Source organism: Aquamicrobium ahrensii (assembly GCF_040545755.1).
GTDB classification, from domain to species: domain Bacteria; phylum Pseudomonadota; class Alphaproteobacteria; order Rhizobiales; family Rhizobiaceae; genus Mesorhizobium; species Mesorhizobium ahrensii.
Window position 1 is genome coordinate 12270 of record NZ_JBEPMN010000014.1, and the last position, 14120, is coordinate 26389.

The following is a 14120-nucleotide window of genomic DNA, read 5'->3' on the forward strand; positions in this document are numbered from 1 at the left end:
CAGAGTTTGAAGCATGGCGTCACTGAAAGACCTTCGTAACCGCATCGCCTCGGTAAAGGCGACGCAGAAAATCACCAAGGCGATGCAGATGGTCGCCGCGGCGAAGCTGCGTCGTGCCCAGGAAGCTGCGGAGGCCGCTCGCCCCTATTCGGAGCGTATGGGCGCTGTCCTCGCCAACATCACGCAGGCTATCGGCGCGGGGGGCGAAGCCCCGGCGCTGATGACCGGCACCGGCAAGGACGACGTGCATCTGCTCGTCGTCTGCACCGCCGAGCGTGGTCTGTGCGGCGGCTTCAACTCGCAGATCGCCCGGCATGCGCGCGATCATATCCGCAAGCTTCTGTCCGACGGCAAGACGGTCAAGATCATCTGCGTCGGCAAGAAGGGCTTCGACATCCTGCGCCGGGATTATGCGTCGCTCATCATCGAGCGTATCGACCTGCGCGAGGTGAAGACGATCGGCTTCGCCAACGCCGACGCGATCGCGAAGAAGGTGATCCAGCTGTTCGAGCAGGGCGAATTCGACGTCTGCACGCTGTTCTACTCCAATTTCAAGTCGGTGATCAGCCAGGTTCCGACGGCGCAGCAGATCATTCCCGCTGCGGCCGCCGCCGAGGCCGAGGTGGCCAATGGCAGCGCGGTCTACGAATACGAACCGGAGCCGGGCGAGATTCTCTCCGATCTGATCCCGCGCAACATTTCAGTTCAGGTCTTCCGCGCCCTGCTGGAAAACGCGGCCGGCGAGATGGGCGCCAAGATGAGCGCCATGGACAATGCGACGCGCAATGCCGGCGACATGATCAACAAGCTGTCGATCACGTACAACCGCCAGCGTCAGGCGCAGATCACCAAGGAACTCATCGAAATCATTTCGGGCGCCGAGGCGCTCTAGCATGCGGCGTGAAGGCCTGGAGCTTTCACGCGGGCATGTGACAACAAACGGACGAAAAAGGGCTACAGACGATGGCGAAAGCAGCGACCCCGAAAAAGGCGACCGCTAAGACTGCAGAAGCTCCCGCTCAGGCGGCTGCTCCTGCCAAGGCGGCCGCTCCGGCCAAGAAGGCGGCAGCGCCCGCAAAGGCAGCTCCGGCAAAGAAGGCTGCGGCTCCAGCCGCCGCCGGAACCACGCGTGCCGCCGCGAAGGCGACCGGTGCGGTCGGCAAGGTTCGCCAGGTCATCGGCGCTGTCGTTGACGTCCAGTTCGAGGACAACCTGCCCGCGATCCTGAACGCCCTCGAAACCGAGAACGTCGGCAACCGTCTGGTTCTGGAAGTCGCTCAGCACCTTGGCGAGAACACCGTGCGCTGCATCGCCATGGACGCGACCGAAGGTCTGGTTCGCGGCCAGGAAGTCACCGACACCGGCGCGCCGATCTCGGTGCCGGTCGGTCCCGGCATGCTCGGCCGCATCATCAACGTCATTGGCGAGCCCGTCGACGAGGCTGGCCCGATCAACGCCACCGAACATCGCGGCATTCACCAGCCGGCGCCGGAATATGTCGACCAGTCGACCGAGGCGGCTATTCTGGTGACGGGCATCAAGGTCATCGATCTGCTCGCGCCTTACGCGAAGGGCGGCAAGATCGGCCTGTTCGGCGGCGCCGGCGTCGGCAAGACGGTTCTGATCCAGGAACTGATCAACAACATCGCCAAGGCGCATGGCGGCTACTCCGTGTTCGCCGGCGTGGGCGAGCGTACCCGCGAGGGCAACGACCTCTACCACGAGTTCATCGAATCGGGCGTCAACCAGAAGGGCGGCGGCGAAGGCTCCAAGGCTGCTCTCGTGTACGGCCAGATGAACGAACCGCCGGGAGCCCGCGCCCGCGTCGCCCTGACCGGTCTGACCGTCGCAGAATATTTCCGCGACCAGGGCCAGGACGTTCTGTTCTTCGTGGACAACATCTTCCGCTTCACCCAGGCGGGTTCGGAAGTGTCGGCGCTGCTCGGCCGCATTCCTTCGGCGGTGGGCTATCAGCCGACGCTGGCCACAGACATGGGCGCACTTCAGGAGCGCATCACCACCACCACCAAGGGATCGATCACCTCGGTGCAGGCCATTTACGTGCCGGCCGACGACCTGACCGACCCGGCTCCGGCGACCTCCTTCGCCCACCTTGACGCAACCACGACCCTGAACCGCGCCATCGCCGAAAAGGGCATCTATCCGGCCGTCGACCCGCTGGACTCGACCTCGCGCATGCTCGACCCGCTGGTCGTCGGCGAGGAGCACTATCAGGTGGCCCGTGAGGTGCAGCAGACGCTGCAGCGCTACAAGTCGCTGCAGGACATCATCGCCATCCTCGGCATGGACGAACTGTCGGAAGAGGACAAGCTGACCGTGGCGCGCGCCCGCAAGATCGAGCGCTTCCTGTCGCAGCCTTTCTTCGTGGCAGAGGTGTTCACCGGTTCGCCGGGCAAGCTGGTTTCTCTCGAAGACACGATCAAGGGCTTCAAGGGTCTGGTCGCCGGCGAGTACGATCACCTTCCGGAAGCTGCCTTCTACATGGTCGGCGGCATCGAGGAAGCGGTCGAGAAGGCGCAGAAGCTGGCCGCGGAAGCAGCCTGATCCATGTCGGATCGCGACCTTCGGCTGGAGGATGCGGTCAATGAAACCTGCCCCTGGTCGGGCAAGCCGATTTCGGTGGATTCGTTGACCGTTTACAAAGGCCATACGGTCGGTTTCTGTAATCCCGGTTGTCGGGACAAGTTTGCAGCGGCGATTTCTCATTTCGAGAAGTCGCTGCCCGAGGAATCAAAGGCATAGGCATCATGGCTGAAGCTTTCCAATTCGAACTGGTCTCGCCGGAGCGGCTGCTGGTCTCCGAGAAGATCGAGTCGGTCGTCATTCCGGCAACGGAAGGCGAGATGACCGTAATGGCGAACCACGCGCCGGTCATGACCACGATCAAGCCCGGCGTGGTGACCGTCAGGACCGCTGGCGGGCAGCAGGAACGTTACGTGGTGTTCGGCGGCTTTGCCGACATTCTTCCGGCAGGCTGCACGCTGCTTGCGGAGTCCGCCGTAGCCGTGAAGGACCTCGACCGCGAGGATATCGCCCGGCGCGTGCAGGACGCCAGGGAAGACGTCGCCGATGCGAGGGACGATGCCGCGCGCACGCGTGCGGAGCAGTATCTGGCGCAGCTCACTACGCTGCAGGGCGCTCTTCAGGCAGCCTGATCAGTCCCGAAAACTGGTATCGAAGAAGCCGGGCCTGCCCGGCTTTTTTTGTTGTCCTAACATGACGTGACAGAAGCAGGAAAGAACCCGCGCCTCGCAGAGACGCGGGCTGTCGCCTTGGCGCTTGCGCACCGCGGTACGCGATACTCGTGCCGCAGGCACACGAGAATGGCGGACGATGGTGAATACACGCTTAACCGTCGGCGCATGTTCCACCCAAGAGGCGGTGGAGAATCCGAAGCCAGCAGGATTGATCCGCTCAGATCCGGTCGCGTAGCGCGTACCAGTTGAGCGCGAGGAACAGGAGCGGCGCGCGCAGCTTTCGACCGCCGGGAAAGGCGGGAACCTTCAATTCCTCGAACAGTTTCAGCTTTTCGCGACTGCCGGCTACCGTGTCCGCGTAGAGCTTGCCGACAAAGTTGGACAACATGACGCCGTGGCCGGAATAGCCGCCAGCCGAGATGACGTTCGGCATCACTTCGCGCACGAAAGGCTGCCTCGGCATTGTGATGCCGACATAGCCGCCCCAGCCGTGCGTGATCTCGATGTCCTTCAGGTCCGGATAGATTTCGGCGATCTGCTTGCGGATATGAATGTGGATGTCGCCGGGTTCGGCGACTGCGTAGATTTCGCGCCCGCCGAACAGCAGTCGCCCATCCTTCGATTTTCGGAAGTAGCGCACCACGAAGCGCGAATCGTCCACCGATTCCCCGCCGGGAATAACCGGGCTGCCGGGGCCAAGCGGGACGGTGGCGCCGATGAAGGAGCCGATCGGCATGATGTGCGCGGCGCTTACCGGCTCCAGCTTGCCGCCATAGGCATTGGTGGCGATCAGGCACTTGTCGGCGGTGACGGTTCCGTAAGGGGTTGTCACCCGCACCTTGCCGCCGGTGGCGATAATCCCTGTTGCGGGCGTGTTCTCGTAAAGATCCGCGCCCGCCGCCACCGCCACCCGCGCCGTGCCGATGACCAGCCTGAGCGGGTGGATATGGCCTGTGCCGGTGTCGCGCACACCGCCAAAGAAGCGCTGCGAGCCGATACGTTCGGATGTTTCCTTCGCGTCCATGAAGGAAATATGAGGATAGCCGAAGCGGTCGGCCATGATCTCGGCGTGCGCCTTGTAGTTATCTACATAGCGCTTTTTGTGCGCCACCGAGAGCTGGCCGGGCATGTATTCGATATCGACGCCGTTGGTTTCGGCAAAGCTGAGCAGATGCGCCTTGGCTTCCTCGGCGACGTCGAACAGCGCCTTGGCGCGGGTGAAGCCATATTCGGCTTCCATTTCCTCCGGCCATGCGCGCTGGCCGGTGTTGAGTTGTCCGCCATTGCGCCCGGAAGCGCCATCCCCGAGGCGGTGCGATTCGATCAGCACGACATTTGTGCCGGCTTTGGCCAGATGCATTGCGGCGGACAGGCCTGTGAAGCCGCCGCCGACAATCACGACATCGCAGGAGCGGTCGCCGTCGAGCCGTGGATGTTCCGGACGTTCGCCTGCGGTGTCTTCATACCAGGAACGGCCGGGGGAAATGGGAGATTGATAGCGCATGGCTTGCTTCGGTGCGGGAGAGGGTCGTGAAGCAGGGACGGCGTCCATCCCTGCTTTTGCGCGCCTCAAACATTCAACAGCAGATATTCGCGTTCCCAGGGGCTGATGACCTCCATGAAGGTCTCGAATTCGGCACGTTTGATCGCGGCGAAGGTGGTGGCGAATGTCTTGCCGAGAATAGCGGACAGTTCCTCGTCCTGCTCGAACATATCGACGGCCTCCAGCAAGCCGCGCGGCAGGTCGATCTCGTCCTCATTGGCCGTATTGACCACTGGCGGGTCGGCTTGCAGCCGGTTGTTCAGCCCGATGAGGCCGCAGGCAAGCGACGCAGCGAGCGCCAGATAGGGGTTGGCGTCGGAGGAGGGAATCCGGTTTTCGACACGTCGTGCCGCAGGATCGGAGCGGGGCACGCGGAAAGCGGTGGTGCGGTTGTCATAACCCCACTTGTTGTTGACCGGCGCGGAAGCCGCCTGCGTCAAACGGCGATAGGAGTTCACATAGGGAGCGAGCATCGCCAGCGCGTTCGGCACATGCTGCTGCATGCCGCCGATGAAGTGGAAGAAGGCTTCCGTCTCGGAGCCGTCTTCCGCCGTAAATATGTTGCGGCCGGTTTTCTTGTCGATGATCGACTGATGGATGTGCATGGCCGAGCCCGGTTGCCCCTGGATCGGCTTGGCCATGAAGGTTGCGTAGATATTGTGTTTCAGCGCGGCTTCACGGATCGTGCGCTTGAACATGAACACCTGATCCGCCAGTTCCACCGGGTCGCCATGGCGCAGGTTGATCTCGAGCTGTCCAGCGCCTTCCTCGTGAATCAGCGTGTCGATCTCCAGACCCTGACTCTCCGAGAAATGATAGATGTCGTCGATCAGCTCGTCGAACTCGTTGACACCGGCGATAGAATATCCCGCGCCCCCGCCGATGGCGCGGCCCGAGCGACCGACCGGCGGGGTGAGCGGATAGTCGGGATCAGGGTTCTTGTGAACCAGATAGAATTCGATTTCCGGCGCGACCACCGGCTTCAGGCCGATCCTGTCATAAGCGGCGACGACATTCTTGAGCACGTTGCGAGGCGTGAATTCGACCGTGCGTCCGTCCTGATGCACGAGATCGCAGATCACCGCAGCCGTGGGGTCGTCCTCCCACGGCACCACGGTCAGCGTCGTGAGATCCGGCGCCATCTTCAGGTCGCCGTCATCCTCGGGATAGACGAAGCCGTTGCCGTCTTCAGGATAGCCGCCGGATATGGTGGCCATGAACACGGCCGAGGGCAGCGCCAGCGACGTATTGGAGGTGAACTTGCTCGACGGCATCATCTTGCCGCGCGCGACGCCGGCCTGGTCCGGCGTAATGCATTCTATGTCTTCGATGCCGCGCCACTCGAGCCAGGCGCTGGCTTCCTTCCAGTTCTTCACCCCACGCTGATTTTTCACGAAAGCAGGGGGGCGGGCGCGTTTCGAGCGAACTTCCTTCTTGACGGGAGGCATCAATCACCAAATGGAACAATATCGACCGACTATGCCGTTTCGGCGCGCGGAAGGGAAGGGGGGCCTTCCTCGTCACACGTCATGCCCGGATATTACAGCCACTTTGCGACGCGCATGTCGCGAACCGGGAACCGTCCAGCGAGCCTCCAGCCTAAATTCGCTTGCTGCGGGTGGCCGCCTGCCCGATCTTCGGGGGCGATTCCCGTTGCGGCGTATTCCGCATGTCGATAGATGCAGGTTTGCCGTGCGTTCCAATTTGCCCATCCCTCCGCTGCACAGATTTCTCCCGTCGAGGCCGGCATGACCGCCCCGCCCGCAGACGCGCTCTATCTGGGCATCGACACCGGCGGCACTTATACCGACGCCGTTCTGTGGTCGGAGGCCGCAGGCATCGTCGCCAAAGCCAAGTCGCTCACCACGCGGCACGATCTGGCCGAAGGCATTGCGGGCGCGGCCGATGCGGTGCTGGGAGCGGCGGGCGCCGCGCCTGCCGCCATCAAGCTCGTCTCCATGTCGACGACGCTCGCCACCAATGCGCTGGTGGAGGGGCAGGGCGGGCGCGTGGCGCTGGTGATGGTCGGCTTCGGAGCGGAAGATCTCGGCCGCAGCGGGCTTTCCGACGCCCTGGGAACCGACCCCGTGATTTTTTGTCCCGGCGGCCATGATGTTCATGGCAACGCCGCCGAACTGTCGCTGGAGGCGCTGGAAGCGGCGTTGCCGGAACTGGAGAAGTCGGTCACGGGCATCGCGGTGGCCGCCTATTTCGCGGTCCGCAATCCCGCCCATGAGATCGCGGTTCGCGACCTCATCCGGGCCAGAACGCGGTTGCCGGTCACCTGCTCGCATGAGCTGACATCGAAGCTGGGCGGGCCGCGCCGTGCGCTCACCACGCTGCTCAATGCCCGCCTCATTTCCATGATCGACCGGCTGATCGACGCCACCGAGGGCTTTCTTTCCCGCCGCGGAATCGAGGCGCCGCTGATGGTGGTGCGCGGCGATGGCGCGCTGGTCACGGCGGCGTTCGCCCGCACGCGTCCCGTCGAAACCATCCTGTCCGGCCCCGCCGCCAGCCTCGTGGGGGCCCGCCATCTGACCGGGCTGGACGATGCTGTCGTGTCCGACATCGGCGGCACCACCACCGACATAGCGGTGCTCGATCAGGGGAGGCTGCGGCTCGATCCCGAAGGCGCGACGGTCGGTGGAATGCGCACCATGGTCGAGGCCGTCGCCATGCGCACTTTCGGCCTTGGCGGCGATTCGGAGGTGACGCTGCAGGACCATTCGCTGGTGACGCGGATCAGGCTTGGGCCACGCCGGCTGGCACCGTTGTCACTGACGGCCGTCCATCACGCCGACGTGATGGATAAGGCGCTATCGCGGCAATTGCTCAGCCCCACCGCCAGCCGGCTGGATGGGCGTTTCGCCATACGCACCGGCGTGCCGGAAAGCGCGGCCTCGGGCCTGTCGGCGACCGAGACGCGGCTTTACGGGCAGGTCGGATATGTGCCGGAAGCGCTCGACCGCCTTTTGGTCTCCACCTCGCAGATCGCCACGCTTAACCGGCTGGTGGCGCGGGGACTGGTCCATATCGTCGGCTTCACGCCGTCCGACGCCGCCCATGTGCTCGGCCGGCAGTCGAACTGGGATCCGGCCATGGCAAGGCTTGGCGCGCAACTGATGGCGCGTCGGCGCAACGCCATGGGCCAGCCCGCAGCGGAAACCGCCGAGGCTTTCAGCGAACTGGTGCTCGCCGCCGTCACCCGGCGATCGGCCGAAATGATGTTCGAAACCGTGTTCGCCGCCGACGGTCTGGAGGAGGAGGCGTCGGTTTCGCACGCGCTGGTTCAACGGGCGTTGGACGGCGATGGCGGCATGGCCCGCTTCTCGATCTCGTTGGACCGGCCGGTGATTGGCCTTGGCGCTTCCGCCCATCTCCACTATGCCGGCTTGCCGCCGCTGGTCGGCAACGTGTGCGAGGCCGCGCCCGATGCCGATGTCGCCAATGCGCTGGGGGCGGTGGTGGGACAAGTGCAGATGTCGGCCGAGGCGCGCGTCAGCCAGCCGGAGCCTGGCGTCTACCGCATCAACGCCGGCGAATGGCTGGAAGATTTCGAGACGGAAGAAGAGGCGATGGCGGCGGCGGAGCAGGCGGCGCGCGCCATGGCGACAGAACTGGCGGAGCGCGCCGGCGCCGATCATGCCCGCATCGGGATCAGCCGTGATATCAGGGATGCGACAATCGAGGGCGAGCGCAGTCTGGTCGAAGCCTTCATCGTCGCCACAGCAGCCGGGCGTCCGCGGGTGGCGAGCTGAGGATCAGTCCGGTTTTGCGGCGTCCGGCAGATCGGGGACGTCTTCCTCGTCGTCGCGCACCGGGATGGCGTAGGCGCCCTTCAGCCAGCGATTGAGGTCGATATCCTTGCAGCGCTTGGAGCAGAAGGGATAGGTGTCGCGCGCCGAGGGTTTGCCGCATTCGGGGCAGGGGCGTTTGGGCCGCAGCGGCGTCACCTGCGCCTTGCCGTCGCCGGTCATGACAGACCCGTTGCCGGCCAGCCGGCGCGGGTGTCGAAGCCTTCACCGGAAAGCAACGCAACGGTTTCGTAAAGCGGCAGTCCGACCACGCTGGTGTAGGAGCCGATCAGCTTGACCACGAAAGCGCCGGCCAGGCCCTGCACGGCATATGCGCCGGCCTTGCCGCGCCATTCGCCGGAGGCGACGTAGCGGTCGATGTCGTCACGCGACAGGCGCCGGAAGCGCAGGCGCGTCTCGACCAGACGCTGGCGCAGCTTGCCGGATGGTGTGGCGAGACAGATTCCGGAATAGACGCGATGCGAGCGGCCGGACAGCAATTGCAGGCAATAGACGGCGTCTTCGATGGTTTCCGCCTTGGGCAGGATGCGGCGGCCGACGGCCACCACCGTGTCGGCGGCCAGCACGAAGGCAGGCCGCGCATCCGGCTCCGATTTCAGTTCGCCAAGCGCCTTTTCGGCTTTTTCCTTCGACAGGCGCTTGGCCAGCGAGCGCGGATGTTCCGCGCGCTGCGGCGTCTCGTCGATGTCTGTGGGCAGGACGCGGTCGGTCTCGATGCCCGCCTGTTGCAGGAGCTGGATCCTGCGCGGCGAGGCCGAGGCAAGCACCAGCGTCTGCGGTTTGCTTCCAGCCATGCCTGCCTGCCCGAACGACGCTTACTTGAAACGGTAGGTGATACGGCCCTTGGTCAGGTCGTAGGGGGTCATCTCGACCAGGACCTTGTCGCCAGTCAGCACGCGGATGCGGTTCTTGCGCATGCGGCCGGCCGTGTGGGCAATGATTTCATGATCGTTTTCGAGCTTCACCCGGAACATGGCGTTCGGCAGCAATTCCGTCACCACGCCCGGAAACTCGAGGACTTCTTCCTTCGGCATACGATACCTTTTCTCGGGTGATGATCCGGGGCGACCCCCGGAATTTGCGCGGAACCTATATGATAAAGCCGGCTTTGTGAACACGCTAATCCGCGCAGGCCGCAAATGCCGGATTGTGCCGTGGTCGCCGCGGTGAAACCGTGATCCGGCCGCCTGTCGCGTCGCCCGGAAACGGGGGTCGCCCAAGCATTTTGACTGCGCTCTACTGTGAATCTGCAAAAATGATCAACAACTTCCAGCGGAATTGTCGCCGTTGCCACTTGAACGGGTAAGCCAACGGGTCGAATGTGCGCCGATCTGGCGAGGTTGCCAGAGTTGTCGCAACCGCAATCGATGAATGGGCAGGAGGGGTCCGGCCCGCAAACGCTTCCGGTTTGACAGCAAACTCAAACGTCGCCTTCATTCCCATCAGGAGAGGGAGGAGCATAAGTGCTCGAATCATTTTTCAAGATCAAGGAAGAGGGGTCGTCGGTCCGCACGGAGGTGATCGCCGGCGTCACTACCTTCCTGACGATGGCCTACATCATCTTCGTCAATCCGGAGATTCTGTCCTCCACCGGCATGGACCGCAACGCCGTGTTCGTGGCGACTTGTCTGGCGGCTGCGCTGGGTTCCGCCATAATGGCCCTGCTGCCGCGCTGGCCGATCGGCATGGCGCCCGGCATGGGTCTCAACGCCTTCTTCGCCTTCACCGTCGTCGGCGCCATGGGCTTCACCTGGCAGCAGGCGCTGGGCGCGGTCTTCATCTCCGGCGTCATCTTCCTGATCCTGACGCTGACCGGGGTGCGCGCCTGGCTCATTTCCGGCATTCCGCGGTCGATGCGCAGCGCCATCGCCGCCGGTATCGGCCTGTTCCTGGCCATCATCGCGCTCACCAGCTCCAAGATCGTCGTCGCCAATCCGGCCACGCTGGTCAGCCTTGGCGATCTCACCCAGGCCGGTCCGCTGCTGGCGATTGCGGGTTTCTTCATCATCGCGGCGCTGGACGCGCTGAAGGTTCGCGGCGCGATCCTGATCGGCATCCTGGTCATCACAGTGCTGTCCATGATTCTCGGCGTCAGCCAGTTCGGCGGCATTGTGTCGATGCCGCCTTCCATCGCGCCGACATTCCTGCAACTCGACATTGTCGGCGCGCTTCATGCAGGCCTGTTCCACGTCATTCTCGTTCTCGTTCTGGTCGAGGTGTTTGACGCCACCGGCACGCTGATCGGCGTGGCCAAGCGGGCCGGGCTGATGCCCGAAGGCAAGCCGAACCGCCTCGGCAAGGCGCTGCTGGCCGACAGCACGGCCATCGTCGCCGGTTCGATGCTCGGCACCTCCAGCACCACCGCCTATGTCGAAAGCGCTTCCGGCGTACAGGCCGGCGGCCGCACGGGCCTCACGGCGCTGGTGGTTGCGTTGCTCTTCCTCGCGGCCCTGTTCTTCGCGCCGCTGGCCGGTTCCGTGCCTGTCTATGCGACGGCTCCCGCGCTGCTCTACGTGGCGTGCCTGATGATGCGCGAACTGCTGGAAGTCGAGTGGGACGAGATCACCGAAGCGGCGCCCGCGGCGCTGACTGCGCTGATGATGCCGTTCACCTATTCGATCGCCAATGGTCTCGCCTTCGGCTTCATCTCCTATGCGGTGCTGAAGACGCTGACCGGACGTTTCAAGGAGGTCCACCCGGCCACCTGGCTGGTCGCCATCCTGTTCGTCATCCGCTTCGTTATGGTCGGCGGCGAATAAGGGGGGAAATCATTCTCGACGAAAAAAGGTCCGGAAGTTCCGGGCCTTTTTTCATCATGGCGTGCTCCGGGCTGGAAACCGTTTCGCGATGCGCTCTTTCAGATGTTCGCGCACCTCGCGATAGGCGGTCAGACGCTGCTCGCGGGTGCCGGTGATGGCGGTCGGATCGAAGGTCGGCCAGTATTCCACGTCCACCGCCATTGTGCGCGTGAACTCCATGGCCATGTGATGGGCCTGCGGCGAAAGGGTGATGATGAGGTCGAAATAGGCGTCCTCGATGTCGTCCACCGATCGTGGCTCGTGTTCGCCCAGCGACAGGCCCTCTTCCTCCAGAACGACATCGACGAAGGGGTCGCGCTCCCCGGCATGAACGCCGGCCGAGGATATGAAGATGTCGGAGGGCAGCATCCGGCGAGCCAGCAGTTCCGCCATGGGAGAGCGCACGGCGTTCATGCCGCACATGAACAGGATCGAGCGTGGTTTGCTGGGTTGCCCGCTCAGGTCAGCCTCGCCAGTGCAACACGCAAACAAGGGTGAACAGGCGGCGCGCCGTGGCGAAATCGATGTCGATCTTGCCGCCGAGGCGATCCTTCAGCGTTTGCGAGCCCTCGTTATGCAAGCCGCGGCGGCCCATGTCGATGGCCTCGATGTGGCTCGGCGAGGCGGAGCGGATGGCGTCGTAATAGCTCTCGCAGATCATGTAGTAATCCTTGACGATGCGCCGGAACGGCGTCAGCGACAGGATATGCGTGACGACGTCGGCCCCATCCTCGCGGGCGATGGCGAAGACCAGCCGCGAATCCACCAGCGACAGCTTCAGCCGATAGGGACCCTCGCCACCGTCATTGACCGGACGAAAGATGTTTTCCTCGATCAGATCGAAGATCGCCACGGCACGTTCGTGCTCGACGTCCGGCGTCGAGCGTCCGATCGTTTCGTCAAGCTCGACGTCGACCAGTCTGTCGCGCTGGGGATCGAACTCCGACATGCCGCTACATATTCAACCTGATGGCGACGGAACGGGCATGGGCATCGAGGCCTTCCGCCCTGGCCAGCGCGATGGCGGCGGGTCCCAGCGTGCGCAACTGTTCAGCGCCGAGCTTGAGGATCGAGGTGCGCTTGACGAAATCGAGCACCGAAAGTCCGGACGAGAAGCGGGCCGAGCGCGCGGTGGGCAACACATGGTTGCAACCGCCGACATAGTCGCCGATCACCTCCGGCGTGTGGCGGCCGATGAACACCGATCCGGCGTTGCGAATGCGCCCGAGCAGGGCTTCGGCATCGTCCACCGCCAGTTCCAGATGTTCGGCCGCGATGCGGTCGATGAGCGGTATCGCAGCCTCGAAACTCTCGACAAGGATGACGGAGCCGAAGTCGCGCCAGCTCTGCGCAGCGGTTTGCGAGCGCGAGAGGCTGCGCAACTGGCGTTCGACGGCCTCTTCCACCGCCTTGCCGAAGCCGGCGTCGTCGGTCATCAGGATCGACTGGGCCGAGGCGTCATGCTCCGCCTGCGCCAGAAGGTCGGCGGCCACCCATTCCGGATCGTTGGAGGCGTCGGCCACCACAAGAACCTCCGAGGGCCCGGCGATCATGTCGATGCCGACCGTGCCGAATACCTGCCGCTTGGCGGCGGCGACATAGGCATTGCCCGGCCCGACGATCTTGACGACCGGGCGGACAGTTTCGGTTCCGTAGGCGAGCGCGGCCACCGCCTGCGCGCCGCCGATGCGGTAGATTTCGGAGACGCCGGCAAGATCGGCGGCCACCAGCACCAGCGGGTTGATGGTTCCGCCGGATGCCGGCACGACCATGACGATCCGCTCAACGCCGGCCACGGCGGCGGGCACGGCGTTCATCAGCACCGAGCTTGGATAGCTGGCGGTGCCGCCCGGCACATAGAGGCCGACCGATTCCACCGCCGTCCAGCGCGAGCCAAGTTCCACGCCGATGGCGTCGGTGTAGCGGTCGTCCTGCGGCATCTGGCGCTGGTGGTGCGAACGGATACGGTCGCGCGCCAGCTTGAGCGCCTCGACAGTGGCGGGGTCCGCCTGCGTGTAGGCCGCGTCGATATCGGCACGCGCAACGGCGATGCCGAGCGTTTCGAGATCGGCGCGATCAAAGCGCCTTGTGTAGTCGATGAGCGCGGCGTCGCCCTCGGAGCGAACGCGGGCGATGATCTCGCGCGCCACGGCCTCGACATCGGCGGAGACTTCGCGCTTCGTCAACAGGAATGCGGCGAAACGCTGCTCGAAATCCGCGTCGGATTGTCTGAGTGTGATGGCCATGCGCAATCAGATCCTGTGTGCGGGTCGGGAAGAGGCCTGCCAGACGCCGCCGGTGTCGGCCAGGCGCGCCTCGACGCATTCGACATCCAGCATGATGGCGCCGCCGCCGGAGAAAACGAGCTCGACGATGCCGGCGGGCTTGTCCGTCGCCACAAAGCTTACGGCCAGAAGGGAGAGCACCTCGTCGGGCTTGTCGCGCGCGATGCCGGCCGCCTTGGCGCCGAGCACCCGATCAAAATGCAGCACGCTTTGCCGGCGTTCATTTTTCTTGCGCAGAAAGCCGGACTTCCTCTCCCAGGCGAAACGGTTCATGGCCAGCACGAAGCGCCGCTCGTCCGGCAGATATTGCAGATCGCGCACCTTCATCACCGCGTCCTGGACATGCGCGGAAATGACGTTGAGATCCTGCTCGTCGAGCGCGATGAGCCTGAGTTGATCCATGCCGGTTTCGCACCTGCGAAGGGTTGTCGTGAACCCTTTTGTTAGGCTGTCTTGCG

The 14120-nt window shown here is 64.1% G+C and carries 15 protein-coding genes; 6 read left to right on the forward strand and 9 right to left on the reverse strand.

Annotation, left to right across the window (positions count from 1 at the left end; translation table 11 throughout):
- Window positions 1-13: 13 nt before the first annotated feature.
- The 4 genes from ABID44_RS15030 (at window position 14) to ABID44_RS15045 (ending at window position 3176) form a co-directional block, all read left to right on the forward strand.
- Window positions 14-892, forward strand: coding sequence for a F0F1 ATP synthase subunit gamma (locus ABID44_RS15030; protein WP_354152531.1), 879 nt, complete (start codon window positions 14-16; stop codon window positions 890-892).
- Between the two features lie 71 nt (window positions 893-963).
- Window positions 964-2565 carry a F0F1 ATP synthase subunit beta gene (gene atpD / locus ABID44_RS15035; protein WP_354152532.1) on the forward strand — a complete coding sequence of 534 codons (1602 nt, stop codon included), beginning with the start codon at window positions 964-966 and terminating at the stop codon, window positions 2563-2565.
- Window positions 2566-2568: 3 nt separating this feature from the next.
- On the forward strand, window positions 2569-2763 hold the full coding sequence (locus tag ABID44_RS15040; protein ID WP_354152533.1) for a glutathione S-transferase: 195 nt from the start codon (window positions 2569-2571) through the stop codon (window positions 2761-2763).
- Window positions 2764-2768: 5 nt separating this feature from the next.
- Window positions 2769-3176 carry a F0F1 ATP synthase subunit epsilon gene (locus ABID44_RS15045; protein WP_354152534.1) on the forward strand — a complete coding sequence of 136 codons (408 nt, stop codon included), beginning with the start codon at window positions 2769-2771 and terminating at the stop codon, window positions 3174-3176.
- 259 nt (window positions 3177-3435) lie between these two features.
- Here the strand turns inward: ABID44_RS15045 and ABID44_RS15050 are convergent, their stop codons facing one another.
- Together ABID44_RS15050 and ABID44_RS15055 are read right to left on the reverse strand one after the other, a co-directional pair.
- Window positions 3436-4722 carry an NAD(P)/FAD-dependent oxidoreductase gene (locus ABID44_RS15050; RefSeq protein WP_354152535.1) on the reverse strand — a complete coding sequence of 429 codons (1287 nt, stop codon included), beginning with the start codon at window positions 4720-4722 and terminating at the stop codon, window positions 3436-3438.
- A 65-nt stretch (window positions 4723-4787) separates the two neighbouring features.
- A complete protein-coding gene (locus ABID44_RS15055; protein ID WP_354152536.1) occupies window positions 4788-6209 on the reverse strand; it encodes a glutamine synthetase family protein in 1422 nt (473 codons plus the stop codon).
- Between the two features lie 300 nt (window positions 6210-6509).
- On the opposite strand from ABID44_RS15055, the gene ABID44_RS15060 reads away from it, so the two are divergent.
- Window positions 6510-8522 (forward strand): hydantoinase/oxoprolinase N-terminal domain-containing protein, encoded by a 2013-nt coding sequence (locus ABID44_RS15060; protein ID WP_354152537.1) that lies wholly within the window; start codon window positions 6510-6512, stop codon window positions 8520-8522.
- Between the two features lie 3 nt (window positions 8523-8525).
- On the opposite strand, the gene yacG is transcribed toward ABID44_RS15060, so the two are convergent.
- From yacG to infA, 3 genes are read right to left on the reverse strand one after another with little or no spacing between them, the layout of a single operon-like run.
- On the reverse strand, window positions 8526-8741 hold the full coding sequence (yacG, locus tag ABID44_RS15065; protein WP_354152538.1) for a DNA gyrase inhibitor YacG: 216 nt from the start codon (window positions 8739-8741) through the stop codon (window positions 8526-8528).
- Entirely contained in the window at window positions 8738-9373 is a 636-nt protein-coding gene (locus ABID44_RS15070; RefSeq protein WP_354152539.1) for a Maf-like protein, read from the reverse strand. The genes yacG and ABID44_RS15070 overlap by 4 nt, the downstream gene beginning before the upstream one ends.
- Before the next feature lie 21 nt (window positions 9374-9394).
- Window positions 9395-9613: a translation initiation factor IF-1 gene (gene infA / locus ABID44_RS15075; protein WP_011579535.1), complete on the reverse strand. Its 219-nt coding sequence runs from the start codon at window positions 9611-9613 to the stop codon at window positions 9395-9397.
- Window positions 9614-10042: 429 nt separating this feature from the next.
- On the opposite strand from infA, the gene ABID44_RS15080 reads away from it, so the two are divergent.
- Window positions 10043-11338 (forward strand): NCS2 family permease, encoded by a 1296-nt coding sequence (locus ABID44_RS15080; protein ID WP_354152540.1) that lies wholly within the window; start codon window positions 10043-10045, stop codon window positions 11336-11338.
- 54 nt (window positions 11339-11392) lie between these two features.
- Here ABID44_RS15080 and ABID44_RS15085 read toward each other — a convergent pair whose 3' ends face one another.
- The 4 genes from ABID44_RS15085 to ABID44_RS15100 are packed head-to-tail and all read right to left on the reverse strand — an operon-like array spanning window position 11393 to window position 14064.
- Window positions 11393-11800, reverse strand: a complete 408-nt coding sequence (locus ABID44_RS15085) for an arsenate-mycothiol transferase ArsC (protein WP_354152541.1) — start codon at window positions 11798-11800, stop codon at window positions 11393-11395.
- A gap of 40 nt (window positions 11801-11840) precedes the next feature.
- Window positions 11841-12326: a UPF0262 family protein gene (locus tag ABID44_RS15090; RefSeq protein ID WP_354152542.1), complete on the reverse strand. Its 486-nt coding sequence runs from the start codon at window positions 12324-12326 to the stop codon at window positions 11841-11843.
- A 4-nt stretch (window positions 12327-12330) separates the two neighbouring features.
- Window positions 12331-13623 carry a histidinol dehydrogenase gene (hisD, locus tag ABID44_RS15095; protein ID WP_354152543.1) on the reverse strand — a complete coding sequence of 431 codons (1293 nt, stop codon included), beginning with the start codon at window positions 13621-13623 and terminating at the stop codon, window positions 12331-12333.
- 6 nt (window positions 13624-13629) lie between these two features.
- Window positions 13630-14064 carry a DUF2948 family protein gene (locus ABID44_RS15100; protein WP_354152544.1) on the reverse strand — a complete coding sequence of 145 codons (435 nt, stop codon included), beginning with the start codon at window positions 14062-14064 and terminating at the stop codon, window positions 13630-13632.
- Window positions 14065-14120: the final 56 nt, after the last annotated feature.